The organism is Porticoccus sp. GXU_MW_L64 (genome assembly GCF_052983295.1).
Genome location: NZ_JBRKJK010000006.1, coordinates 53,353 through 79,382 on the forward strand (window position 1 = coordinate 53,353; position 26,030 = coordinate 79,382).

Consider the following 26,030-nt stretch of genomic DNA (forward strand, 5'->3'; position numbering starts at 1 on the left):
ATTAATTATTTTCAACCATGCAACCTGGCTGGCCTAGCATTATAGAAATATTATTGCCACCAAAGGCAAAAGAGTTACTCAAACAGAGCTTAACAGCAGTCTCAAGACGCCCTCCTTGCGCTACAAAATTCAATTCTGGCAGAGACTCATCTCTGACGCCATCCCACAGATGTGGGGGCAACGCACCATCTCTGCGGTTCAGCGTCAGCCAGCATAAAGCCGCTTCTATCGCCCCGGCAGCACCCAGGGTGTGGCCAATCATCGGTTTGCTTGAACTGCATGCCAGACCACTGCCGAATAACTGCTCCACCGCCAAACTTTCCATGGCGTCATTCTGCCGGGTGGCGGTGCCGTGGAGGTTGAGATAGTCTACCTGATCGGCAGATACTCCGGCATCCTGCAATGCCAGTTGCATGGCGCGAAAAGCGCCGTTACCGGTGGGGTCCGGGCCAGAGATATGGTGGGCATCGGAGCTTGAGCCCGCCCCCAGAAAAGCAACCTCTGAAGGTTCTTTTGTTACCAAAAAAAGCGCCGCACCCTCACCGATGTTAATACCGTCCCGGTTGGCGCTGAACGGGTTGCAGTGGCCAGCAGACACCGCCTCCAGTGCCGAAAACCCTTGCACAGTCATACCGCACAGGCTGTCCGCACCACCGGCTATTACCGCATCGCACAGGCCCAGTGCCAACAACCGGCGGGCGGATAGCAGCGCCCGGGCACCGGATGAACAGGCGGTGGAAAGGGTGTACGCCGGCCCACGAGTTCCCAGGTATTGCCGCAAAAATTCCGCCGGAGCACCAATGGCCTGTTGGCGATAACTGTACCCTTCAGGTAATGCTCCGGTGCTGTGGTACGCTCTGTGGGCGGCTTCACCCTGTGCAATCCCCGAGGTACTGGTACCAATCACAATACCGATACGGTGACTTTCAACCTGTGACAGGCAAACATCCACTGAGGCCTTCATATCTTGCAACGCCGCCAACAACAATTGGCAGTTGCGGCTTTGGTAGTCAGACAGCGCCTCTGGCACAGCGGGCAAACCCCCTTTCACTTCACCCACCACCACATCAGCGGGCAGCCCCTCTCCCTGGGCACCGTATTGGGTGCTTGTGCCCATACCTTTGCGACACCCATGGAATAAGGCCGCCGATACCTGCTCCCTGCCCTGTCCCAGTGCGCAGACTACGCCAAGATCATTGAGATAACAGTTTGTCACAGTGCAACGGCCTCCAGGGTTTTCACTTGAAGCCTGTAACCGTAGAGGTGGTTCACCAATTGATACTCTCCGTCTTTTGCTGTGGGTTTTCCCTGGGTATAGATCACCGCAGCCCGCAACTGCCCCCCTTCAAACAGGTTGCGTTCGCTGTTTTTATCGACCAGCTGCCAGCCATTGGGCAGGCGGGCAATAATTGCCTCCGCAGGCCACAGTGCCAGCTGTATATCGTTCAACACCTGAATCGGCTGCAGCTGTTCCGGTATCCAGCGGCTGCGACTCTGTTGCAGGGTTTGGCCATCGTACTGCAAGCCAAACAGCTTTATCCCCTGCGGGGACAATGCGGCCAGGCTGAGGGTATCTGAATTGACCTCCAGAACACACAGCATTTTGTGTTGCTTGCCCGCATATTCCCCGGTCACCCGCTGTTGCAATTGCACAGAACCGACAAAATCAGCGGGGGCCAAAACAGGCATTGCCCGATGTTCTGGCACAGCTGGCCGGGGGTTGTTTTGGCACCCGGCCAACAACAAAATGGCAAACAACAAAACGGCAAAAGGCATGTGCAGATTCACACTAACTCCTCACAGCAAACATTCGCCAATACATCCAGCCGCCTCCGTGTGCTGTGCACAAAGGGGTTATCGTTGTCCCAGGCATAACCGGCCAAAATGGAACAAATCTGCGCGCGCACAGAGGGATCTGCACCGGGGTAGAAAAATATATCCTGCAATTTACCCTCGTACCACATTTCAACAAAGGCTCGAAATGTCTCTACCCCGGACTGCAATGGCCGGGCGTAGTCCGCATCCCAGTCTACCGCTTCACCTCGCAGTTGCCTGGCCAGCGCAGCCGCCGCCAGGGTCGCCGATTTCATGGCGATGGTGACCCCGGAGGAGAATATCGGATCTAGAAATTCACCGGCATTCCCCAACAGGGCGAAACGCTCGCCCCACAAACGAGATACCGTGGCAGAGTAACCAACAATGGTGTTGACCGGGGTGTCATAAACAGCGTGCTTCAAATGGCGTGACAATACCGGGTCCTGGTTAAGCAAATTCCGTAAAATTGTCTGCTTGTCGCCGTCGAGTTGCGCAAAAAAAGCGTCCTCGGCAACAACACCCACGGAGCTTCTGCCATTGGCAAATGGAATCAACCAATACCACAGATCACGGTGATCCGGGTGCACGGTGGCCAGTATTTTGCGGCGGTCAAAATCCGGGGAGTCAATGCGATCTTCCACATGGGTAAAAATGGATCGCCTTGACGGAAAATCAGACGGCCTGTCCAGTTTCAAAAGACGCGGCAATACCCGACCAAAACCGCTGGCATCCAATAAAAATCGAGCGGTGTGCACATATTGTTCACCACTGCCACTGCGGGCATACACTGTGCAGCCCTGGTCGTCGAAAGCAACCTGTTGAATTGTCCGGCCGTAATGAATCTCCACGCCCTGAGCAGCGGCACAGTCTGCCAGAATTTTGTCAAAGCTGGCACGCTCTACCTGGTAGGTGAGGTTCGAGCCAGGAGAAAACTTATCGCTGAAATCAAAATCGGTGTAGCGCCCACGCCAGTTAAAGGCAGCGCCATTTTTGGCTTGAAAGCCAGCCGCTTTAACCGCTTCCAGCATACCGGCGTCTTTAATCAATTCCATGCATTGAGGCAGCAAACTCTCGCCGATAGAAAATCTTGGAAAGTGCTCTTTTTCGACAACAGTAACATCAAAGCCCTGCTGTTTAAGCAACGCCGCTGCCAGTGCACCGGACGGCCCTGCGCCAATGACCAGCACATCGCTGTGCCGTTTATTTTCCATTTCCATGCTCCTGCAATTTGGCCGCTACCGGTGCCAGCAACAGCGCAGCGGCAATGCCGATTAACAGCGTTTGCCCAAACGACCTTACCGCCTCGGTATCACTGACCGACAACAAACCAAACGCCAACAACGTGGTCAGTGCCGACAAAATAATTGCCAGTGCTGTATGAGCGGCAAGGCTGCTCTGGCGAACCGCAAAAATGCCAAAGTCGGCGCCAATACCCAAAAGCAGCAGCAGGGCAAATACCCGAAACAGATTGACTGATTCTCCCAACCAACCCAACGCTCCAAGAGTCATGGCTATTGCCGTGACCGGAACCCCGATGGCAAGCACGGCTCGCTTGGTGCCCAACCGCAAAACCAGCAATAGAATCGCAATCAGCACACCGCATAACAGCAACAACGCTGCCCGCTGACGATAGGTTGCCATTACTGCGGAAACATCCCCTACCGTGTCCACCAGATACGCGCCTGCGGGCAATACCTGTTGCTGCAACGCGGCCACATCCTGCACTCCTTGCAGACGCACGATGGAACGGCAACGGTTATCGGCACATCCAAGAAACAGGTTTTTCCAGTGATCCGGTGCGGCAGCCAGCCATTCATTTAAGGTCAGGGTGCGCTCACTCGCCTGTTGAAATGCCGCGACCTCTGCGTCAATCAGGGAGTTGTCAAACCCCAGGGCCAACAAGTAACTGCGCAACGCACCACTGTCGTACAAACTGCGTTGCAACAAGCGATAATTCTCACGCTGCTTCTGTTGGTTTGGCAGCAGCAACGACAAGCCCTGATAGCCTGAAATAACCTCTGCTTTTTGCAAATCATTCAAGCCTTGGGCCAACTTTCTTTCGCGTTTGAGCAGCTCAATTTCGGAACTGCCCTCAACCACAAAAAAGCGGCTGTCGTAGGTCTCCGGCAAGCGAGACTTGATCAATTCTTCCTGAATTTTCAGGTCTGCATTCGGCACCTGTAACTGACGCACATCATCTTCACTGTGCAACCAAACACTGCCCGAAATAACCGCAAGTACTAATGGCACCGCAAACCAACGCCCCGCAACCATACATTGGCTCCACCGATCAGCCATATCACTTGCCATTGACAATAGAAAGTGACGACGAGGCCAGGGAAAGCCGCGCAACAAAAATGGAAACAACAACACAACTGTGAGCCAGGAAAACAACAAACCAAGCGCCGAAAAAACCGCCATTTGCCTTAAACCGGGGAACGGGGCAGACGCCACGGTGAGATAGGCCACCACTGTGGTAAACAAGGCCAGAGCCATCGTGCGTACAACAGGGCTCCGCCCCGCAGCAGTTGAGTCGCCATTGGCTGTACCGGGCAGATGGCTGCAGAAATAATGCAGGCAATAGTCCACAGCAACCCCCACAAGGCTGGCACCAAATACCAGGGTAAGAATATGCAGCTGGCCAAATAAAAGTCCGCTCAGGGTCCAGGCGGCAGCAATACCGGTAGAAATTGCCAGCAGCGCCAGCATCAATGGTCGAATGGCAGCAAAGGTGGCGATCAGCAGCAATACAACGCCTAGCAGCGAACCAACCCCCACCAGGCGAATTTCCTGTTGTGCGCGGCTGGAACCGGACGCCGCGTACACCGGCAATCCGGTTATATACAGACTGAGCTCGCTGTCGAGTTCTTCCTGCAATGTCTGTATCAATATCAGCAGTTGCTCCTGCTGGCCCAGGTCAAAAGCCCCTTTGTTTACTTCAGCGACCACCAGCCCGTGATGGGTGCCCGAGGATTCACCGAGCAGTACACCGTCGCGGGCATTAAGCGATGTCGGAAACAGCTGTTCAAAATAACTGCCAAACAAATACAAAGGGTCGCTTTCAAGGCTTTTTGCACGGGCGAAGGCTGTGGGGTTGTATAGCAGTTGTTTGCTTGTCTGAAGGTACTGTTCGGGGTTGCTTTGCAGCTGTTTGGCAATTGGCCCGGTCAGCAGTTGATAGCGGTACGGAAAAAGTTGTTGATAAAACGCCCTTGCCTGTTGCTGGACAACCGCCTGATTTTGCAACTGCAGAAAATCCGCTCGCCGAATCTTGTTTTGTATCTGCACACTGGCATCAACCACCTGGTCGCGATTGTCGCCAGTGACCATCAGCAGTACCCGGCGCTGCGCAGTTTCCGCCAAACGCTGGCGCCCCTGATTGACCGCTGGCTGCTGATCCACCGCTGGCAATAATTGCATCAGATCAGTTTCAACCCGGTACAGGTCAGCCCCTTTGTACAACACAGGTATGGCTAGCAGAATCATCGCCAGTAGCCAGGCAATTGCACCGCGTTTTTCCCCGTCCGGCATCACTGGGCAGGCTGGTTTACTGCGCGCAGAAATTCATTTTTCTGCGCCGGGTTTAACAGGGGTTCGCAGGCGACATTTTCGATGGCTACCACCGTGCGATCACCCCCATGTTCATGGATATCGATAGAACGCACCGCGCTGTCACCAGTGACCAGAATTTTTGTGACTGCCTGCTGCCACGGACCGGAACGAGGCGTCAGGGCAAGATCCCAATGGCTTTCAGAAATTACCGCCTTTACCTGAAAATGGCTGCTCAGTTGTGCACTGTCAATCAGCAACAACGCCAATAACAGCTGACCAAAATCCTCCGCCATGGGCTGACTCTGTTCTGAGCTAAATACCGTCCCTTGAGCGGTAATATGAATGGTGGATGGGTACGGTTCCAACACCCGCCAGCGGGCACCCAGATTTTGTTGGTGGTAAAAGTCCCCCGTTGACGTCAGCGGGCGGCTGAGTATTTTCAGATGACGCTGCTGCACAAATTCACCCCGCACAATCTCGGAGCGATGCAACCGTTGGGAGATATTCTGCAACGCCGTCACAGAATCATCCGTGGCAGTTTCCGCCGCCACAGAACAACACAGCAACAAAGCCAACATCCCTGAAATCACTATCCTCACTCGTTACTCTCCATCCATCTGCCCATCCATCTGCCCATCCATTTCAACACCCAGGCGATCATAAAGTACCTGAGGGCTGGCAAAGCACATTTCCCCGTTGGCCATATCCACCGCAACCTGACAGGTGTGCCCTTTGGTCAACCGTGCAGCGGTTATCTGGTCAAAAATGGTGTAGTTGATTTTCAGGCGATTTTCGTATTCGGCAATTTCTGCCAACACTCGTATGGAAGCGCCAAAGCGGGCGGGCCTGGCGTAGCGAACATGCAGGTCTATTACCGGCCATGCATAGCCGGATGCTTTCATTTGCCGATAGTTGTAGTTGAGTTTATCCAGCAACGCACAACGGGCAATTTCAAAATATTTGACGTAGTGGCCGTGCCAGGCCACCTCCATCATATCCACATCGTGAAAGGGTATTTCGAGTACCACTTCCGCCTGCCAGTCAGATCTCATCATAAAGTTTCCAGTTTCTCTGGCGCACTTCCTCAAGCCCTTGGCGCAGCTCTTTTTCAAGGGCTCTATCTTCCTTGAGAAGCGGAGTTACCTGACGAATCTTTGCCATTGTATCAGCCAGTTCTGCGGGCAATTCGCTCTGCAATTGCCCCTGTGCAGAACGCAACTCAACGCCCTGGACAGCAGCGTACAAAACAGCAACCGCCACCTGCTCGGCCAGCTCCAGCACCCGCAAACAATCACGGGCGGCGATAGTGCCCATGCTCACTTTGTCCTGATTGTGGCATTCCGTGCTGCGCGAAAACACACTGGCGGGCATGGTCAGTTTCAGTGCTTCAGCAGTCCAGGCGGAAACACCAATCTGTACTGCCTTGAAGCCGTGATTGATCATGGCGGTGTCACTGTCCGCACCGGAAAGGTTGGCGGGCAAACCGTGGTTAAAGCGCACATCCACCATCTGCGCCATTTGCCGGTCCAGCAGGTCGGCAATATTGGCAACGGCGGTTTTCAGACCATCCATGGCAAAGGCAATATGGCCACCGTAAAAGTGGCCGCCATGGAGTACGTGCTCCCCTTCACCATCAATAATCGGGTTGTCGTTGGCGCTGTTCAATTCGCCCTCAATAAATTGCCGCAACCAGGGCAGAGAGTCCTCCAGCACCCCGATCACATGGGGTGCACAGCGCAGTGAATAGCGGTCCTGCAAGCGATGGCTGTGCCTCGGCGCCTCTCCCACATGCAAATCCTGACGAATGCGCTGGGCCACTTTTATTTGCCCGCTGTGAGGTTTGACGGAAAAAAGCAGTTCATCAAAGTGATAGCGATTACCCGCCAGAGCGACCGATGCCAGTGATGTAATTCGGCAGGCCAATTGACTGAGGTATTCCGCGCGTTTGTAGGCAAGACACGCCAGTGCCGTCATCACTGCGGTACCGTTCATTATCGCCAGGGCTTCTTTGGGGCGGAATTTCAGTGGCTCGATGCCCAGCTCGGCAAACACCTCTGCGGTTTTGCGACGCTGGCCATTTACATGCAGTTCGCGCTCTCCGGCCAGTACCGCCGCCAGATACGATAACGGCGTCAAATCACCACTGGCACCAACGGAACCCTCCTCGGGAATCACCGGCAGAAGATTCTGTTCCAACAGTAGAGCAATTTGTTGCAGCAGCCGATAGCGTACACCGGAGTAGCCTCTGGTCAGGCTGGTGAGGCGAGTGGCAAGCACCGCGCGCACCTGAGTGGCGTCCAATTCGGCACCCAGGCCACAGCCGTGAAAGGTGTAAAGGTGCCTGGGCAGGGCTTCCACCATATTCAAGGGAACCTCAACGGTGCACGAATCTCCGTAGCCGGTAGTGACTCCGTACACCATACCCTCCTCCTCCAGAAGCTGTTCCAGAAAATTGGAACCCCGGCGAATGATGTCAACAAACCTCTGATCGTCACTCAATCTGGCAACGGCTTTGGTTTCGGCAACAGCCACAACCTGTTCAATGGTTAACGGCGCAGTATCGAACACCACTACCGGTTTATTTTCAGTGTTCACGTAAATCAGATCCCTGCCAAAAATCAAAAAAATTGTACCACTGCAGTGGTGCCTGCTGGCAGTAATAAGCCAGTTGGTCAGCGTATTGTTGTGCGTATTCTGCCAGTGCAGATTCTCGCGCCCCTCTGGGCAATATCAATTGCTCCGCAAATTGTTCGATATAAACCCGATAGCCTGTTTTCTGACGCAGACAGAACAGGCTGTACACCGGGCATTTCAACAGTGCAGCAAGAATGTACGGCCCTTGCGGAAAGGGCGCTGTGCGCCCCAGAAAACTGGCTTCCGTACGGCGCCCCTCGGCCCCTACCGGTGTTCTGTCGGCGGCAATGGCCAGCAGCTCACCACTGGCAACCCGTTGCGACAGCGTAGCGGCAGTGGCCGCGTCCAGTTCGGTAACTTCCAAGAGCTCTACCTGCCGATGGCCGTTTACCTTTTCCAGTAATTTGTTAAAGCTCTCCGCATGGCGAGTGTGCACCAGTATGTTGAGCCGGGCGCCCTGATTGACCATAGAGAGAACCCGGCACATTTCTGTGTTCCCTAAATGGGAAATAAACAACACCGCCCCCTGCTGCCGGGATTGCAAGCGGGTAAAAATATCCCGCTGCGGGAACTGTACTGTTTGCTCGTTGATACCACCAATCCAGGCGGAAAATTTTTCCAGTAAATTCTGCGCAAAGCTGAGCAAGTGCCGATAGCTGTTCCACCAGGTGCTTTTTGGGGTTTTACCGCCAGTGGCGATATGCAGCAAGTGCAAATACTCCAGGGATGCCCGGCGAGCTTTGCCAGCGAGCAAAAAATAGTACAACACCACCGGGCAGGCCAGCAGCCAAAAAAGCGGCAGCCCACCATAGCGGTAGCAAAACAACAGAATGCGAATACCCAGCGGATTGGCAATTTCCTGCTGTTCCGACCAGTGTTGCTGTTTGTGGGAGTTGAAATCATTCATGGGCAAGACTTGCACTTTTGTAATCCACGCTTTCGCAGCTTGCGCCTGAGCAACATGGGCAAGCGGATCAACATGCCCACAAACAAGCGGGCGTGCATGGCGGATATGGCCACATTGTCCCGCCACAAATCAAAATGGGAAACCCCGTCCAGCGGGTAGTTGACCGCTGTTTTCAAGGGCATCACATCAATGCCGCGCCAACTCAGATGCACCAGTATTTCCGTATCAAAATCCATTCTTTTGCCGAGACTGACCTGCTCCATCAGAGTGATTACGGCGGCCAGTGGATATACGCGAAAGCCACACATGGTATCGCCAATAGCGGTAGAAAGTGTATTGATCCACACCCAGATATGCGTCAGGTAGCGACCGTAAAAACGCACCTTGGGCACCGACTCGTCAAAACGGGGCTCGCCGTTAATCACCGCACACGGATGACATTGCGCCTGCTCTACAAAGCGGGGGACATCAGCCACATCGTGCTGGCCGTCGGCATCAATCTGCAAGACATGGCTATATCCCAGGCGCCAGGCTTCTGCAAAGCCCGACATAACGGCGGCACCCTTGCCGCCATTTTCCCTGCGCCGCAAAAGGCTCACCTGCGGCTGTATGGCCAGCTGATCGAGAACCGCCGCACATGCAGCACTGCTGCCATCGTCCACCAGTATGCAGGGAAGCCGATGGGCCAATAGTTTTGATACTACAGTGCCTATGGCTTCCTCATGGTTGTACACGGGGATCACCACACAAAGTGTGAATGGTGCACTACCGGGCTCAGGCAAACCTCAACCTCCCCTGGCTGTGTACGCCAGCGTCTGATTGCAGACAAAAGCTGATTGTTTTTTTGGCCTCGTCAAAGCTCAAGTCCAACTGAATATTCGTGTCTGGCCGCAGCACTTTTTGAAACTTGATCGCGTCCATGGAGGTAAAAGCACCGAGCGCAAAATACTGCCGACTGAAATAATCCGCCCAGCGAATTTGCACCACACCGGGGACAATCGGTGTTGTCGGAAAATGACCGGGTAAATAGGCCAAATCTGCTTCAACCCGCAGGTCGAGTGTGACACTGTTATTCAGGCGCTGCTCGGACAATACCGGAGGCAGAGTTTTTAATTCTTTTACAGGTTCCATGGTTTTCTTTTTGGTAGTGGAGTCAACAAACAACAATTGCAATTGCTTGTGCAACAACTTTCCCTGGGCATTCATAGGTAACTGTTCCACAAATCGCCATTTTCGCGGCAACAAAACCGCTTCATAGAAAAACCCCAATTGCGATTTTAGCTGGCGTGCCAGCGCCGACTTCCCCTGTTTTTGGTATAACCCCTGGCCTTTTTCGCTCAATACAACTACAGCCCCCACCTGCTGACGCCCATCCTGTTCAAGTAACAGCACTCGCGCTTCACTCACTGCGGAATTTTGTTGCAACCGGTTTTCCAACTCCGGCAGAGACAGACGCTTGCCTTCAATTTTGACAATGCGATCCAGGCGCCCCAGCAGTTGAAAAGTATCTTCACTGGTCATTTTCACCGCATCCGCCATGGCGAGAGTGACCCCCTCGGGCAAATGCGGGGAGCGCAACAGCAACTCCCCGCGCTCACCCTGGGACAATTCAACCCCGGCAAAGGCCCGCCAATCATCACCGGGTTGCTGGCCATCCCACTGCTGACGCCAGGCGATGCCGCCACTTTCCGTGCTGCCATAGACTTCTATTGGAGGCTCACCCAACCATTGTTCCAGTTGTCTGGCGCTGTCCGCTGGCAGCAATCCACCAGAGGAAAATATCGCAATCTGCTGTTGCCGCGCCCGTTCCCAGGGCAGTGCTGCGTGCAAACGTTTGAGATGGGCCGGGCTCGCCACCCAGTTGCAAGCGGCGAAGTTGTCGGCGTCTTCAAGAAGCGCCTGAGGATCCTGGTAACTGTTGCTGACAAAGGCCCTGCCCGCTGCAAGGGGCCAGAGAATTTTAAACAACAGGCCATATATGTGCTGATGGCTGACGGTAGCAACCGTTACGGCATTACCCAGGCGACTGCCCCAGCTGTTTTGCAGGCTGTCCAGTTCGGCAACAATCTGCTTCAGTTGCTTGGCTTCGCACTTGGGCTCTCCCGTTGAGCCCGAGGTAAACAGCTCCAGGGTTTGCCCGGCATCCAGCTCTGTAAAAGAATGCTGTGGTTCTTTAGAGGCTGCATCAAGCAATTCTTCGACACCGCTTATGGTTATGCCATCAGCGGACTCAAAGTCTCCGAGTAAAGCATCCACCTGAGCGGCTAACCCGGTGGCAGCACCAGGGCGACCACTGCCAGCAAGTAGCGGAATTTTGCCAGCGTGAAGCAAGGCCATCAACGCTACTGAAAACGAATAACCCTCTTTGATGTAAACACCCCAGCGGACTTCCGGGCGCTGTTGCAGGCACGCCGCCAAATTGCCAACCTCACCTGCAAATTCGCCCCAGAGCACTGTGCGCCCGTTATGCCAGGCAACCGGGCAGGAGTGACACCGCCCTGTTGCCATCAGCTTTTGCAGCGACAGAAAAGAGTTAGGCATGTTCGTTGTCACTAAGGTTATCGTTACTAAGGTTATTGTTATTAAGGCTGCTGTCACTGTCACTGCGACTGCTATTGCGAAGCTGGCGTCGCACCAGCCATTCAATGACAAAAATCAGGCCCATCAGCAAATAAGCGATCAGGCCGTTGTATAAAGTCCAGATTTCAAGGCTGGCCCAGATTGCCGTCAGCGCTGCCAACAACCCGTTAAGGCCAAAAAATACACACCATACCAGCGTTACCTTGCGGGTATATATAACCGCATTTTCCGGCAAATCCGGTTCGCGAATGCGAGCCAGACGCTCTATCAACGAGGGTGGAGACACCAGGGTATAGGCAAACACCAACAGCATCAGAAAATTGACCAGAACCGGGTACCAGAGCAGCATCTCGCGGTGGTTTAGCACCATCAACAACAGAGCGAAGACGCACAACAGGGGAAACCCTTTGCCCATTGACAGGGTGGATGGGGAGTTTCTTGCAAGCACAAAGCGAATCACCAGTATCAGCAACAAAGCAGCACCGATCACCCGCGGCGAAATATCCCCAACCCACAGGTAAACCATCACCGGGTACAATGCCGTGATGGTGACCAAAAGCCCGGTTAACAGGGCGCGCATCAAATACCCAGCAATCGCTCGATGGCGACCACCACGTCACCCACTGTACGCACCGCCTTGAAGTCCTCAGGCTTCACCCGTTTGCCGGTAATGTCTTTTACTTTCACCACCAGGTCAATGGCATCGATGCTGTCGATATCCAGGTCTTCGTACAAGCGCGCTTCCATGGTGATATCTCCCTTGTCGGCTTCAAACATTTCCACCAGCACATCGCAGAGAGTATCGAATATCTCATCCCGGTTGTTCATCGCATAAGCCATTATTTTTCCCTCGATTGTTGCACCAGCAATGCCAGGTTGTGCACCGAGGCAAAGTGCTTTTTGGTGTCTTCTGATTCCGAGTTCAGCTTGATGCCATAATTGTTTTGCATGGCTACTCCCAGCTCCAGGGCATCAATGGAGTCCAGGCCGAGACCATCTCCAAACAGGGGCGCTTGAGAATCGATTTCTTCAATGGAAATATCTTCCAGGTTAAGCGTATCGACAATCATCCGCTTCAGTTCGTTTTCCAGTTCCACCATGCTTTTCCAACTCCTCGGTAAAATGATGTTGCAGTAATTCAGTCACTCGCCTTACGGCCACAGTGATATTGGCTTGCTGGCGATAGCGGGAAATATCAATATCGTCGCCCACATACAAGGTGAAGTGCATTTTTCGTTCGGGTATCTGATACCACTTCATATCTTTTGTCATGGCCGGCAGCGCCCCGTGAATCACTACCGGCGTTATGGTCGCCTCAGAACGCAGCGCTACCTGGGCAGCCCCCCGCTGGAAACGCAGCGCCTCACCCGGCGTGGTGCGCGTTCCTTCCGGAAAGATCATCAGGCTGTCGCCACTATCCAGACTGCCTGCACAGCCCTGAATCATACTGTGCGAATCATTATTGCTGACATAGTTGGCAGCGCGCACCGGCCCTCCGGTGAAAGGATTCTTCCAAAGCGCGTGCTTGACCACACAGTTGGCATTGCGAATCTGGCTGATCAAAAATACCACATCCAGCAGACAGGGATGATTGGCCAGCACCAATTGCCCTTTCCGGTTCAATTTTTCTGCGCCGTAAATTTCCAGCTTCAGCACACCCAGGCTGCACAACAACCAGACGTGGGCACGCAGAATATAATGCAGTACCAGCCGCGAGCGCTTTTGCAACTCACTGGCCGGAGTAAACAACTTCAACAGGGGAAACACCAGAATTCCCAGCAAAAAACCGCCCAGGCCAAAGAAGAAAAAGCCTATCGCAGTGCCGATCAAACGCCAGATATAATTCAGTCGCCTCATATCAACTCGCCAGCTGCCAGCTTGAGCCGGAGCAGTTGCACAGAGCATTGTCGGCACCACCGGCCAGCACTCTGATCAAATCCAGCAGTTGACTCTCTTGCTCCTGGGGCACAGCTTCACCCTCTCCGGATTGCCGCTGCAATGTCAGATTGGCCGGGCCGTCTTTTGAAACCAGCAATGCACAAGCCAAGGTGCCGCCGGGCCCAGGCACTGTAGGTTGATAGAGCGCCGGCAGTGGGCGGTCGTAGAAAACAACCAGGGCCTGCTGCCACTGCCCTTCATTCAAAACACCCACCGCTTCCAGCAAAGCGGGCACCACGCCCGCCCCCATGGGGGACAGGCAGGAAATCTCGGCAGTAATATTGCGGGCAATACTCAATTGCCCGGCAATGGCATTGTGAACCGACAGGCTAAAAGACGCCGGAGATACCTGCTGCTGTTTGGCCACTGCCTCGGTGAGTTGGAAGGTGCGATCACTCTCCCCATAAAGGGAGCTGAAGATCAGCGGCACCTGCTGACCGTCGTCCAGGCACTGCCAGGCCACATGCAGTGCGGTTCTGGCCAGTGGTGACAGCCTGCGCCGCAACATGGCGGGCATGTAGGAAACATCGGGAACATCCCCTGCCAGGCATTGCGACTGCTGCGCTACAGGGTTACCAGAGGCGGCCCATTGCTGCCACTGATCAGTGGTTTCCAAACCCGGCGACCAGGCGGCCCAGCGCTCGATAGTGAGTGTCAATGTCATAACCTGCAATCCCGACAGGAACTTTTCGAATCCGGCATTATACGGATTTGCACATCGCGCCGACAGCCTTGCCAGCCCCTTGCCTCCCATGTCGAATAACCATGTCGAGTGCCCCTACCCCTCCCCTGGTAACGGAGTTATCATTGCATTGCCACAGGGCAAAGGACCATTGACTTGAGGAGGATCCACCATGCAACTCACTAAACTATTCACCATAAAACCATTCACCATTAAACCATTCACCATTAAACACGCCACCATCAAACTATCCGCCATTCTCACCGTGCTGTTGGCATTTAGCGCTCCGGCACTGGCCCGGGATACCAAACACATGTACTCGCTGGATGACGCACTCAATACTCCAGCGGCGCAAGAAAAGCTCAATCAGGGCATCAAATTCTATTTTGGCGACAAAAACCTGCCTGCCATTGCCAAGAATCTGGGCACTTACACCGCCAACAAAAAAACCAATGCCTTTGGCAAGAGCGACAAAAAAGCCTGCCAGTGGGCCTTCCTGTCCGCCATGCTGTCGATGCAGAACCGCGCGGTAAACGAAGGTGGAGATGCGGTCTTTATTCACAGTTACTACAAGAAGAATACCGTGAAAAGCAGCACCGAATTCGAGTGTGGTGCCGGTGCAGTTATGGCGGGCGTTACACTGGTAGGCAAAGTCGTTAAGTTGAACCTGAATCCGTGATTTCAGAGTGAGTGTAGAGTGCAAGATATTGGTTTCACAGTGGAATTGAAAAATCTTAGCTTCACCCATCGGTTAAGTGGGTATTTTTCAAACCGCTGTGGAATCAAGAGCTTGTGCTATACGCCGCTCTGAAGTCACGGACTCAGGTTGAAATAACTCATCGATGCGGGCGGCTGCAAATAGCCGCCCGCTTTTATACAGCTAACCCGATTCCAACAGCACCCACGTTTATCCCCCTGTAGCACAACAACAAACCGGGGGATTTATGCTGCTTTCACAACCGCCATCAACACGCCCATTAAAGGCCCTTCTTGCAGCCACAGTCACCACTGCCGGGCTGTTGCTTTTTATGACATCGCTGGTCAGTTCTGATGCCAAACCAGAGGACGGGGGTATCTGTTGCTTACCCATGGATCCTTTTCAACCGCCGACCAACATTGACGATGTGTTTATACAACGGCTTATCCCCGAGGTCCCGAAGCTCAAGTTCAAGCCAGCCCCACCGATGACTGCGGCGAGCATAACCGACCCCCCTTTTACTCCCGTCACCATTGAAAAAAGTTCAATTATTGAAGGCGAGATAATGAGTGTTGTCACAGGCCCGAAAGGTCTTCAAGACAGCCTGTTAGACGGCGCCAGTGAACGCACCGCGAGCCTGAATAACGCTGTGGCGGCGCGCTACCCCGGCGATGCCATTGAAAAGGGCCTGGAGGGTTATGTGGATGTGATTTTTGATATCACCGCTACCGGCACCACCACCAATGTTCGCGTACTGGCGGCAGAGCCCGCTCGGGTTTTCAACCGCAATGCCGTCAAAGCGGTAAAGAAATGGAAATACCGGCCTCAAATTGAAAGCGGTGTGGCGGTGGCGGTTAGTGGCGTGGTAGCCAGAATTCACTTTGAACTGGAAAACTAGCCACAGTTAGCAGATTCAAGAAACCCAGGTCACAGTAAGCGGTTGGTATTTTGCGTAACTTGGGAACAGCTGGGAATCCATCCAGCCTTTGGCCCTGCCATTCCTGGCGGGGCTTTTTTTGTGGTTTGTCCATAAGCTTCCGTCATTGCGAGGGAGCGGAGCGACCGCGGCAATCTCCATCCAATTGCCGCCTTTCCCCAAGCCCTCTGCCAACCGAACCGAGATCGCCGCACTGCGCTCGCGATGACGAATACAGGTTCATAGCTCACTCCGGCCGCATATGAGGGAACAACAGCACGTCACGAATGGAAGGGGAATCAGTCAGCAGCATCACCAGGCGGTCGATGCCAATACCCTCCCCCGCTGTCGGTGGCAGGCCGTATTCCAGAGCGCGGATGTAGTCCGCATCGAAGTGCATGGCCTCGTCGTCACCGGCGTCCTTTTCCGCCACCTGTGCCTGAAAGCGCTCTGCCTGATCTTCCGCGTCGTTCAACTCGGAGAAGCCATTGGCCAGCTCGCGGCCGCCTACAAAGAACTCAAAACGGTCAGTGACAAAGGGGTTGCTGTCGCTGCGGCGCGCCAGCGGCGACACTTCCGTTGGGTATTCGGTAATAAAGGTGGGGTCGTCCAGGCGGTGTTCGACGGTTTTTTCAAAAATTTCGATCTGCACTTTGCCCAAACCCCAGCTGTCTTTCAGTGGAATATGCAGTTGCTCGGCAATCTGGCGGGCGCCCTGCTCGTGCGCCAGGGACTCGGCGCTGATGTCCGGGTTAAAATGCAGAATAGAATCAAACACGCTGATACGGCGGAACGGCTTGGCAAAGTCGTAGGTCTTTTCGGATACAACGTCGCCCTCGTCATTCTTCTCGGTACTGCGCACATCCGTAGTGCCCAGCACGGTTTCGCACAGCTTGCGCAGCATATCTTCTGTCAGGTCCATCAGATCGTTGTAATCCGCGTAGGCCTGGTAGAATTCCAGCATGGTGAATTCCGGATTGTGGCGGGTGGACAAACCTTCGTTACGGAAGTTGCGATTGATCTCGTACACCCGTTCAAAACCACCCACCACCAGACGTTTGAGGTACAGCTCCGGGGCGATGCGCAGGTACATATCGATATCCAGCGCATTGTGGTGAGTGACAAAAGGCCGCGCGGTGGCGCCGCCAGGAATCACTTGCAACATGGGGGTTTCTACTTCCATAAACTCCGAGCTGTTAAGATAACCCCTAATAAAATCAATCACTTTTGATCGAATCTTAAAGATGTCTCTAACCTCCGGGTTGACGATCAGATCCACATAACGCTGGCGATAGCGCAGCTCTTGATCCGCCAAACCGTGGTACTTATCCGGCAGTGGGCGCAGGGATTTGGTCAGCAGCTGGTATTCGTCCAACTGTATGTAAAGGTCGCCCTTGCCGGATTTGTGCAGCTCGCCTTTAACACCAATGATGTCGCCCAGGTCCAGAGATTTGGCAAACGGGCGCGCCTCTTTGGTGACGTACAATTGAATGCGGCCGCTCATATCCTGAATTTCCATAAAGGCGCCGCGATTGCGAATCACGCGGCCGCCGACCGCAAATACCAGGCCGGATTCCGCCAGCTCCTCCTTGGATTTTTCACCGTATTGCGCTTGCAGATCACCGCAATAACTGTCGCGACGGAAACTGTTCGGGAATGCGGTACCGCCATTGCCCGCCGCTTCGTCGCGCATGGTTTGCAACTTGGCGCGGCGCTCGGCAATCAGTTTGTTTTCGTCCAATTGGGAATTTTGTTCGGTCATTTTCCTGTCTCTTGTAGGGTGGATTAGCGAAGCGTAATCCACCGGGCTTGGCGGATTACGCTACGCTAATCCGCCCTACGTCTCTCATCTCTCGCTTCTCGTCTCACAACCCAGCCTTCAAACTGGCCTCAATAAACTGATCCAGATCGCCATCCAGCACCGCCTGGCAGTTACTGGTTTGCACACTGGTGCGCAGGTCTTTAATACGCGAATCGTCCAGCACATAGGAGCGAATCTGGCTGCCCCAGCCAATGTCGGCCTTGCCGTCTTCCATGGCCTGCTTTTCTTCGTTGCGCTTTTGCATCTCCAGCTCATAGAGCTTGGCGCGCAGCATTTTCCAGGCCTGGTCGCGGTTTTTGTGTTGCGAGCGCTGGCTCTGGCATTCCGCAACTGTGCCTGTAGGTTCGTGGGTCAGGCGCACCGCGGAATCGGTTTTGTTGACGTGCTGTCCACCGGCACCAGAGGCCCGGTAAGTGTCAGTGCGCACATCGGCGGGGTTGATATCAATGTCGATATTGTCATCGATTTCCGGAGTCACAAATACAGACGTAAAAGACGTATGGCGGCGACCACCGGAGTCGAATGGCGATTTGCGCACCAGGCGATGAACGCCGGTTTCCGTGCGCAACCAGCCGAAGGCGTACTCGCCCTCAAAGCGAATGGTTGCACTCTTGACCCCCGCCACTTCACCGGCGGAGCATTCTTCCAGAGTGGTTTTAAAACCCTTGGCCTCGCCCCAGCGCAGGTACATGCGCAGCAGCATTTCGCCCCAGTCCTGGGCCTCGGTGCCACCGGAGCCGGATTGTATGGTTAAAAAGGCGTTGTTGGGGTCCATCTCGCCAGAGAACATACGGCGAAATTCCAGCTTGCCCAGCTGGGCCTGCATAGCGTTGATTTCCCCCTGAATATCCGCCACCGCATCGGCATCGCCCTCCTCAACAGCAAATTCCAGCAACTCCCGGGCATCGCCCACACCAGCGTCCAGATCGTCGATGGTTTTTACCACCGATTCCAGCATGGAGCGCTCGCGACCAAGCTCCTGGGCCTTCTCCGGCTCATTCCAGACATCTGGCTCCGCCAGCAGCAACTCTACTTCGGCGAGGCGTTCTTTCTTGTTGTCGTAGTCAAAGATACCCCCTAAGCACGTCGGTACGTGCTTGCAGGTCATCGAGGGTATTATTCAGAGGGGCTACTTCCAGCACAGTGTTCTTCCAGATTTATTTAGGTGAATTCAGTCAACTTTACAAAAGGTCGCGATTCTACCGGAAAGTACGCCTATCAACCATACTTACTATGCATCAACAAAAAACGCCCTACCATGACTACAGCAGGGCGCTCTAAAACAATTATTGTAACTATTCAGCACCTTTTGAAGTCACAATGGCGCGGGCGCTATTTATCGGGTTTTGTCGCGAGACGTAAATCTGAGGTGGCTTGCTGTGACACGCTGCAACTTTTATTTGTGAGAAAGTCTCCATGTAAGCTCGAGGCCAGCATCCCTGCTGACCACGGTCACATCAAGCGGCGTTGGCGTCGTACTCGAGTCCTCATGTATGCCTTATACACTGCGGGTCTCCGTGCGCCGCCGCCTTGCTCTCACGAAAATATCACTATTTTTAGAAGTGCCCTTAACTATTCCTTTACTTTTTTTTCATGCTCTTGATTTGAGGACTTTTTCTCCTCAGCCGCTTTACTGCTAACCTTGGTATTCCAAAGAACATTTCGCTTATTAATAGGGCTAGAATGATAGCTTCCAGAATGATAGCCATTGCCAATCTTAACGTCTCTCCTGAAAGCTGTTTCAACAATCACATCATCTTTTCCATTTTTAAAAACAGGGATTTCGGGTGCTTTTAAGTCTTGAATAAGAGAGCCCATGATGAATTTATTAGCTTCGTGAATGTTAAACCATATTAATTTTGCATCATCAGCCAACCATTGATTTAACATCACTTCATTTTTTAAACGTTCAAAATTTATTTTACGTAACTCTTGTCGCATTTCTTTTTCTTTTTGGGTACCCCTGGAAGGTAATACGTTATTTTTACCTCTATATTTATCTTTGATTTTATTCTTCTTTGACTTAACTTCACTCTTGAGATGCTCAATACTAACTGGCAAATGCAGCGTATCACTTTGATAAGCAAATTTATTTTTGTAAATTAGATTATCTTTTTTAGTGTTTTTATTATCGTCATCAACATACGGATTTTTATACAGAACATTCCGGGCATCCAGTGTCACGATAGCTTGAGCTTCGAAAGCTGAAAAATCAGGCAAAAAGTAATAACTCACATTCAGAAAAAGCCTATTTTTCTCAGTATCACCTTTTTTCTCAGATACAACGGTAGCGTCACCTACGGTTTGAACCCTATCTAAGCTGTTCCTGCTTTCATTAATTATATCTTTGAGGGCTTCCGTTACTTTATCTGGATCAATTATCTCAGCAATGGAATCAGCCGTATCCTCTGCTCTAGCAGCCGGCCCACTCGCTGAAGCTGCATCGATAATCGAGGTAGTTATAGCCCCTATCAAGCCATATTGATAACCTATGGCTGATGAATCACCATAATAATAAGTTGTTTCAACGCCATTTGATTCAAATATTTCAACACCAACATCCTTGATTTCACCATATTCGGATAAAAATGGTCTTTTTTCAGGAACTTGACTCGCGCACCCTGTAAGAAACAACAATGCAACCAACACAATTTTTTGGTACATGGGTTATCCTTTTATCAATTATTCTGCGGAAGGAACTTTATACAGAATCGTATTTTTGCTGACAAGCAGAAATACAGAGCGCGGATTCAAAGAGACAAAAAATTTAACACCCAACCAATCAACAACACTTGCGGCAAGGTTACCAGCGGCAAAAACAGCGCTACTTTCCAGGATTTGGTCAGGTCTTTCAGCACCATCACTTCGGTGTAGTCGGTGGCAATGCCCGCCATCAGAAAGGTAAAACCGTTGCCCGGCGCAGCGGCGCGGGTGAGCAGGTCGGCGGCGATTGGGGTGGAGCCTTCGGAACACACTTCAATAACGGTGGCCGCCGCCAGGGTCAGAAACAGGCCGATAAGCGTGGGGCCAAAGTAGGTTTGATACACATCCATGGGCACAAAGGCGCGAATCAGCACCGCCAGTACAATGCCGAACAGCAGCCAGCGAAACACCATTCTGGAATCCCGCAGGCCATCCTTGAGAACAGAACTAATAGACTGTGGCGTTACCTCAGCGGATTTCAACAACGCTTTCAGCTCTGGCCAGAACTTTACCGGCTTCACATCTTCTGCCTGATTGGGGTTGGCAGGCAATACTCCCCGCGCCACCAGGCGATCAAAAATTATCCCGGTGGTAATACCAATCAGCGCCGACAACAGAATAAACAACAATGTCCACTGCCAGCCAATCAGGGCTATCAGCACAATGGTCAGAGACAGGGAATTCCATGGGCTGGCAATCAAAAAGGCCATCAACTGACCGAGACTGGCACCGCGTTCGTAGAGTTTCACGCCCACCATCAAAATTCCGTGGTTACACAAGTCCAGTAATATGCCGGCAGCGGTGGCCCGCACCACGCCGCGCACTGAACCACCCCGCCCCAGCACCGACATCACCAGTTCACGAGGCACCCGCTCCAGCAGCCCCACAAACACCACCGCCGCCAGCAACCCCCACCACATTTCGTGCAGCAGTTGCGCAGTGCCAGATGTGATGATTTGCAACCAATCCGGAACATTGGCATTGCCTAAAAACCAGTGCAGCAGGTAGCTGACTGCCACCACCAGGCCAGAGCCCCACAGCAAATAATCGGGCCGGGCTTTTTGCCCCGGCTGGGATGACGGACAGCAGCTTGTGGTTATCTGCTTTGAAGAATCCGGTGATTTGGGAGGGCAGCAATTAGCCATTGGGCTGCCCCGACAGGGAATCGATAATGGCGCAGCTGGGAGAATCGTTATCGGCACAGCGACTCAACAATCCGGTGAGCAACTGTTGGGTTTCCTGCAACTCGGTAATTTGCTGTGCCACCTGTTTTTGGCGCTCGGCAACCAACTGATGCACTTCTGTGCTGCGACGTTTGGGGTTGCGCCATAATTGCATCAACTGACGACACTCATCCAGAGAAAAACCAAACTGGCGGGCGCGGCGCAAAAATGTCAATTCGGAAATTGCAGACTGCGGGTAATCCCGATAGCCGTTTTCAAGACGTGGCGGTGCAGGCAATAACCCCTGTGCCTCGTAGTAGCGAATGGTTTTGGCAGCTATGCCGCTTTGTTTGGATAGATCACCGATATTCATAGCGCCACTATAAACCTTCCAGCGACAAGAACGTCAAGCGCCCTCACCCACAAATCTCACCCGGAAAAATACCGCATACAACACCGGCACCACCAACAGTGTCAGCAGGGTGGCAAACGCCAAGCCGAAGATAATGGTCACCGCCATGGGCACAAACATGGCGGTACCGCCCCACCACAGGGGCATCATGCCCAGCACTGTAGTGGCGGTGGTTAGCACAATAGGCCGCAGCCGCTGCAAGCAGGCATGGACTACCGCATCCGCCGGAACTTTACCCTGTTGTTCAATTTCAATCTTGATGCGGTCGATTAACACAATGGCGTTATTAATAATAATTCCCGCCAGGGAAATAATGCCGAGAATGGTAAAAAAACCGAAGGACGAGTTGGCCGCAAGCAGGCCGATGGTAACGCCGATCAGCCCTAACGGAATGGTGGTCAGAATAATAATGGGACGGCGGATAGAGTTAAATTGTGCCACCAATAACAATACAATCACCATCAATGCCAATGGCAACTTGGCAGCGATGGAGGCATTGGCGTCGCCGGAAGATTCCGATTCACCACCCATTTCAAAGCGGTAGCCCGTGGGCCATTTTTCCGCGCTTTGTTTGAGCCAGGGCACCAGCGTGCTATTGACTTCAGCGGCGGTTACGCCGTCTTGCAATTGCACATTCAAGGTAAGCGTACGCTCCCGGTCGCGACGGCGCACAACACCCGGCTCAAACACCAGTTCCACATCCGCCACCTGTTTCAGTGGCACTCGATTGCCGGAAGATTGCGCGTAAATACTCAAGCCATCGAGCTTGCCCACATCCTGACGGTCGCTGGCTACCGTGCGCAATTTTACCGGAATCAGTTTATCCCCTTCCCGGTATTGGGTCATTTCAATACCCGCCAGGCCGGTGCGCAGCGAGTACGCCACATCGTCACTGGTAACTCCCGCTAACCGGGCTCTGTCCTGGTCGACATTCACCAACAGTTTTTTGGTGGGCAAGCCCCAGTTATTTTTTACCGAACTGACACCCGCGGTTTGATAGAGTTGGTCGGTCACCTGTTCTGCCATGCGGTACAAGTTTTTGGAGCCGCTACCGGACAAACGCACCTGAATGGGATAGCCCACCGGTGGGCCATTTTCCAGGCGGGACAGTTGCGCGGCCAAATCCGGATGGGCTGTGCGCAAATACTTGTTCATGTCATTAATAATGGCGTCAACCGCCTCACCGCTGGCAGTGTTGACGATCATAAATGCATTGGCGGGATTGGGATTAGCCGGGTCAAGGCCCAACGCAAAACGGGGGCCGCCCGTGCCAATAAACGTCATCCAGTTTTTTATATAGGTGCCCGGCAACTTTTCCGGAGTTCTGTAATTTTTTTCGATATATCGATCAAAGTCGACAATCACTGCTTCCGTGGTTTCAATAGACGTCCCCAGTGGCATTTCCAATTTGGCGGTAAACACCGGGTCCTCCGAGGGGGCAATAAATATTTGCGGCACAAAGCCCATGCCCTGTATGGCGAGCACAAACACCACCACAACCCCCAACAAGAATGTTTTCGGATGGCGTAAAGAGGCCAGCAAAAATTGGCGATAAAAACGGTAGCCACTGCTGTCAAAAACTTCGTCTTGTTTGCTGTGCTTCTGTTTGATCTTCAGCATCACCGTGGTCAGCATCGGGATCAATGTCATGGTCAGCGCCCAGGAACACAACAGCGTAATACCCACCACATAAAAAATATCGGCGGTGTATTCCCCCACCGCCGACTCCGCCAATCCGATAGGCATAAAGGCCGCGGCGGTGGTCAACGACGACACCAGCAGGGGAATTTTCAGCTCGCTGCCCGCCTCTACTGCGGCGGCGACGCCCCCCATACCCCCTTCCCTTTTAAGCAGTATGGATTCCACCATCACAATGGCGTTGTCCACCAACAGCCCCAGGGAAATAATCAGCGCTGCCAGAGATATCTGGTTCACGGTAATACCAAACTGCTGCATGACGAAAAAGCTAATCACCATAGTGGTGGGTATCAAAGTCGCCACCACTGCACCGGTACGCAGCCCCAGGAATGCCACCATAACCACCACCACAATGGCGATGGCCTGTAGCAAGCTGGACATAAAATTATTGACGTTTTGTTTTACCAGGTCAGCCTGAAACCAGACTTTTTCCAGCTCAATGCCCCAGGGGTACTGCTGTTGGATTTGCGGAATTAACTGGTTGAGTTTTTTACCCAGTTTGAGAATATCGCCGCCGTCGGTCATGGAGATGGACAAGGTCAAAGCCGCCGCACCATTGGTGCGCGCCATACTGGATGGCGGATCCACATAGCCCCGATAAACCTCAGCAATATCTCCCAGGGAAATCAGCCCGCCACGGGGCAATTGAATCACCGTATTGCGAAGATCATCCACCGACTCAAAATTACCGGTGGGCTCCAGTGCAATGCGCTCACGCCCACTGACAATATTGCCGCCAGAAGACAGTATGTTCACGCTGTTGAGCACACCGCCAAGTTGCTGCGGCGACAACCCCAGTTCGGTCAAACGGGCGTTGTTGTAGTCGATAAAGATCACTTCCTGCTGGGCGCCGTGGATATCCACCTTGGCGATATCCGGCTCTTTCAACAGGCGGTCGCGAATTTCATCGGCAACAGCTTTCAGTTCTGCGTAACTAAAACCATCACCGCTGAGGGTATACACACTGCCAAATACATCGCCGAATTCATCGTTCACATGGGGGCCGTCCACGCCATTGGGCAGGTCGGCTTCCACATCGCCAATCTTGCGCCGCAGATCGTCAAAGATCGGGCGCATGTTTTTGTAGCTCTCTTTAAAGTTGACGTTCACCACTGAAATACCAGTGCGGGATTCGCTGACAATAAAATCCACCTCGGGCATTTCCTGGGCTTTTTTCTCTATTTTGTCGGTGACCAGCTGCTCCATACGCTCCGGCGCCACACCGGGCAGGCGCGAGGTAATGACCGCAGTGCGCACGGTAAAACCGGGATCCATCGCCTTGGGCAGCGCGTAGTACGCCGACAGGCCAGAGATAAACAGCACCGTGACCAACGCAAAAGTAATGCGGTTTTTGGCGATAGCGAAGCCGGTTAATGTCTGCTTGGCGCTCATGGCAGCAATACCTGCTGACCTTCGCGAATCACACTGATACCGGCGGTAATAACACGGTCACCACGGTTCAAACCATCCACTACCTGAACCCCTTGTTCGGTCAGCTCCCCCAGCGTTACCACTTTGCGTTCAACCACTGCCGCTTTATTGCCGCTGGGTCTGGCAATAAATACAAAAGTGTTTTCACTGCCTTTAACAATGGCAGACAATGGCAACAAATAAGCGCTTCGCTCACTGCCTTCGGCAAAGGTAAACGTCACCTCCGCGGCCAACCCCGCCCGTACCCGGTCGCCGGGTTGCAACACGTTTACATTCACCGGAAACACCGATGCACTGCCGTCGGCAACGCCACCCACTTCAGTTACACGCCCTTCAAACAACTGCCCCGGAACCGCATCGAAGGTAATGCTGACCCGGTCATTGGCGCGCACATTGGCGATCAGGTTTTCCGGCACATTGACGGTAGCTTCAATACCATCTCCACAATTGACCTTGGCCACCAGATTGCCCTGGCCGACATTTTCATTTACCTCAGCGGCCAACTCCGCCACCGTGCAGTCACCGTCTGCATACAAACTGGTGTACGACAGCTCCAGCTCCGCCAGTTGCAGTGCCTTTTGCGCCGCCCGCTGTTGCGCCTGGGTAGATTCTGCCTGTGCCCGGGTGGTGTCCAGGTCGTTGCGCGAAGCATTGCTGTTTTGATACAGGTCTTTGGTGCGCTGATAACTGGCATCGGCACTGCGAGCGGTGGCTTTGGCCTGCTCCAGAGAAGCGGCTGCCTGTTGAACCCGCAAGCGGTAAGGAGTTTCATCCAGTTTTGCAATCAATTCACCGGGCTGCAAACGATCACCAATCTGGGCCGCCATTTCGACAATGGTGCCGGAAACCTTGAAGCTAAGACGCGACTCCTGGCTGGAATGACTGCTTCCTGAAAAAGTACGGGAGCGCATATTGGAAGGTTGTTCCAACGTAATGGTACGTACCGGCCGCAGCTGTGGTTCGGCCTCAGTTTTTTTATCGTCGCAGCCAACCAGTAATAAAGCAGCAAGCGAAAAAACAAATCCGTATTTCATAATTGATACCTAAGTAGCGTCACTGTCAGAAGTGCCCAGAAGCCGC

At 53.2% G+C, this 26,030-nt stretch carries 24 protein-coding genes; 2 read left to right on the plus strand and 22 right to left on the minus strand.

The window, feature by feature from the left end; genetic code table 11:
- Window position 1: 1 nt before the first annotated feature.
- Genes ACVBEJ_RS05750 through ACVBEJ_RS05820 form a run of 15 tightly spaced genes read right to left on the minus strand, consistent with a single transcriptional unit; the run spans window position 2 to window position 14,090 of the window.
- Window positions 2–1,216, minus strand: coding sequence for a beta-ketoacyl-[acyl-carrier-protein] synthase family protein (locus ACVBEJ_RS05750; protein ID WP_447128656.1), 1,215 nt, complete (start codon window positions 1,214–1,216; stop codon window positions 2–4).
- Window positions 1,213–1,788: a DUF3261 domain-containing protein gene (locus ACVBEJ_RS05755; RefSeq protein ID WP_447128657.1), complete on the minus strand. Its 576-nt coding sequence runs from the start codon at window positions 1,786–1,788 to the stop codon at window positions 1,213–1,215. The genes ACVBEJ_RS05750 and ACVBEJ_RS05755 overlap by 4 nt, the downstream gene beginning before the upstream one ends.
- Window positions 1,785–3,026 carry an NAD(P)/FAD-dependent oxidoreductase gene (locus ACVBEJ_RS05760; protein WP_447128658.1) on the minus strand — a complete coding sequence of 414 codons (1,242 nt, stop codon included), beginning with the start codon at window positions 3,024–3,026 and terminating at the stop codon, window positions 1,785–1,787. Before ACVBEJ_RS05760 ends, ACVBEJ_RS05755 begins: the two co-directional genes overlap by 4 nt.
- On the minus strand, window positions 3,016–5,301 hold the full coding sequence (locus tag ACVBEJ_RS05765) for an MMPL family transporter (RefSeq protein WP_447128659.1): 2,286 nt from the start codon (window positions 5,299–5,301) through the stop codon (window positions 3,016–3,018). Before ACVBEJ_RS05765 ends, ACVBEJ_RS05760 begins: the two co-directional genes overlap by 11 nt.
- Window positions 5,302–5,345: 44 nt before the next feature.
- On the minus strand, window positions 5,346–5,966 hold the full coding sequence (locus ACVBEJ_RS05770) for a LolA family protein (protein WP_447128660.1): 621 nt from the start codon (window positions 5,964–5,966) through the stop codon (window positions 5,346–5,348).
- Window positions 5,967–5,969: 3 nt separating this feature from the next.
- Entirely contained in the window at window positions 5,970–6,422 is a 453-nt protein-coding gene (locus ACVBEJ_RS05775) for an acyl-CoA thioesterase (protein ID WP_447128661.1), read from the minus strand.
- Complete coding sequence (locus ACVBEJ_RS05780; protein ID WP_447128662.1) at window positions 6,409–7,962, minus strand: HAL/PAL/TAL family ammonia-lyase; 1,554 nt, start codon at window positions 7,960–7,962, stop codon at window positions 6,409–6,411. The genes ACVBEJ_RS05775 and ACVBEJ_RS05780 overlap by 14 nt, the downstream gene beginning before the upstream one ends.
- On the minus strand, window positions 7,952–8,908 hold the full coding sequence (locus ACVBEJ_RS05785; RefSeq protein ID WP_447128663.1) for an LpxL/LpxP family acyltransferase: 957 nt from the start codon (window positions 8,906–8,908) through the stop codon (window positions 7,952–7,954). The genes ACVBEJ_RS05780 and ACVBEJ_RS05785 overlap by 11 nt, the downstream gene beginning before the upstream one ends.
- Complete coding sequence (locus ACVBEJ_RS05790; protein WP_447128664.1) at window positions 8,905–9,690, minus strand: glycosyltransferase family 2 protein; 786 nt, start codon at window positions 9,688–9,690, stop codon at window positions 8,905–8,907. Before ACVBEJ_RS05790 ends, ACVBEJ_RS05785 begins: the two co-directional genes overlap by 4 nt.
- Window positions 9,683–11,449, minus strand: coding sequence for an AMP-binding protein (locus ACVBEJ_RS05795; protein ID WP_447128665.1), 1,767 nt, complete (start codon window positions 11,447–11,449; stop codon window positions 9,683–9,685). The genes ACVBEJ_RS05790 and ACVBEJ_RS05795 overlap by 8 nt, the downstream gene beginning before the upstream one ends.
- The gene (locus ACVBEJ_RS05800; RefSeq protein ID WP_447128666.1) at window positions 11,442–12,068 is read right to left on the minus strand and encodes a hypothetical protein; all 627 of its coding nucleotides are present in this window, start codon (window positions 12,066–12,068) and stop codon (window positions 11,442–11,444) included. Before ACVBEJ_RS05800 ends, ACVBEJ_RS05795 begins: the two co-directional genes overlap by 8 nt.
- Window positions 12,068–12,328 carry an acyl carrier protein gene (locus tag ACVBEJ_RS05805; RefSeq protein ID WP_447128667.1) on the minus strand — a complete coding sequence of 87 codons (261 nt, stop codon included), beginning with the start codon at window positions 12,326–12,328 and terminating at the stop codon, window positions 12,068–12,070. The genes ACVBEJ_RS05800 and ACVBEJ_RS05805 overlap by 1 nt, the downstream gene beginning before the upstream one ends.
- Window positions 12,328–12,588 carry a phosphopantetheine-binding protein gene (locus ACVBEJ_RS05810; protein ID WP_447128668.1) on the minus strand — a complete coding sequence of 87 codons (261 nt, stop codon included), beginning with the start codon at window positions 12,586–12,588 and terminating at the stop codon, window positions 12,328–12,330. Before ACVBEJ_RS05810 ends, ACVBEJ_RS05805 begins: the two co-directional genes overlap by 1 nt.
- Window positions 12,539–13,345, minus strand: a complete 807-nt coding sequence (locus tag ACVBEJ_RS05815) for a lysophospholipid acyltransferase family protein (protein WP_447128669.1) — start codon at window positions 13,343–13,345, stop codon at window positions 12,539–12,541. Before ACVBEJ_RS05815 ends, ACVBEJ_RS05810 begins: the two co-directional genes overlap by 50 nt.
- 1 nt (window position 13,346) lies before the next feature.
- Window positions 13,347–14,090 carry a beta-ketoacyl synthase chain length factor gene (locus tag ACVBEJ_RS05820; RefSeq protein WP_447128670.1) on the minus strand — a complete coding sequence of 248 codons (744 nt, stop codon included), beginning with the start codon at window positions 14,088–14,090 and terminating at the stop codon, window positions 13,347–13,349.
- 190 nt (window positions 14,091–14,280) lie between these two features.
- Between ACVBEJ_RS05820 and ACVBEJ_RS05825 the strand changes: the two genes are divergently transcribed.
- A complete protein-coding gene (locus tag ACVBEJ_RS05825; protein WP_447128671.1) occupies window positions 14,281–14,787 on the plus strand; it encodes an excinuclease ATPase subunit in 507 nt (168 codons plus the stop codon).
- A 583-nt stretch (window positions 14,788–15,370) separates the two neighbouring features.
- Window positions 15,371–15,703, plus strand: coding sequence for an energy transducer TonB (locus ACVBEJ_RS05830; RefSeq protein WP_447128672.1), 333 nt, complete (start codon window positions 15,371–15,373; stop codon window positions 15,701–15,703).
- Between the two features lie 265 nt (window positions 15,704–15,968).
- Here ACVBEJ_RS05830 and lysS read toward each other — a convergent pair whose 3' ends face one another.
- From lysS to ACVBEJ_RS05865, 7 genes are all read right to left on the minus strand, one after another.
- Window positions 15,969–17,483: a lysine--tRNA ligase gene (gene lysS / locus ACVBEJ_RS05835; protein WP_447128673.1), complete on the minus strand. Its 1,515-nt coding sequence runs from the start codon at window positions 17,481–17,483 to the stop codon at window positions 15,969–15,971.
- 103 nt (window positions 17,484–17,586) lie between these two features.
- Window positions 17,587–18,682 (minus strand): peptide chain release factor 2 gene (gene prfB, locus ACVBEJ_RS05840; protein WP_447128814.1). Its coding sequence is split into 2 segments (ribosomal slippage): window positions 17,587–18,609 and window positions 18,611–18,682, totalling 1,095 coding nucleotides; the frame shifts between segments, so codons are not numbered across the junction.
- A gap of 433 nt (window positions 18,683–19,115) precedes the next feature.
- Window positions 19,116–20,207, minus strand: a complete 1,092-nt coding sequence (locus ACVBEJ_RS05845) for a hypothetical protein (RefSeq protein ID WP_447128674.1) — start codon at window positions 20,205–20,207, stop codon at window positions 19,116–19,118.
- A gap of 86 nt (window positions 20,208–20,293) precedes the next feature.
- Window positions 20,294–21,391 carry a permease gene (locus ACVBEJ_RS05850; protein WP_447128675.1) on the minus strand — a complete coding sequence of 366 codons (1,098 nt, stop codon included), beginning with the start codon at window positions 21,389–21,391 and terminating at the stop codon, window positions 20,294–20,296.
- Window positions 21,384–21,782 (minus strand): MerR family DNA-binding protein, encoded by a 399-nt coding sequence (locus tag ACVBEJ_RS05855; protein ID WP_447128676.1) that lies wholly within the window; start codon window positions 21,780–21,782, stop codon window positions 21,384–21,386. The genes ACVBEJ_RS05850 and ACVBEJ_RS05855 overlap by 8 nt, the downstream gene beginning before the upstream one ends.
- A gap of 33 nt (window positions 21,783–21,815) precedes the next feature.
- Complete coding sequence (locus ACVBEJ_RS05860) at window positions 21,816–24,911, minus strand: efflux RND transporter permease subunit (RefSeq protein ID WP_447128677.1); 3,096 nt, start codon at window positions 24,909–24,911, stop codon at window positions 21,816–21,818.
- Complete coding sequence (locus ACVBEJ_RS05865) at window positions 24,908–25,984, minus strand: efflux RND transporter periplasmic adaptor subunit (RefSeq protein ID WP_447128678.1); 1,077 nt, start codon at window positions 25,982–25,984, stop codon at window positions 24,908–24,910. The genes ACVBEJ_RS05860 and ACVBEJ_RS05865 overlap by 4 nt, the downstream gene beginning before the upstream one ends.
- Window positions 25,985–26,030 lie beyond the last annotated feature (46 nt).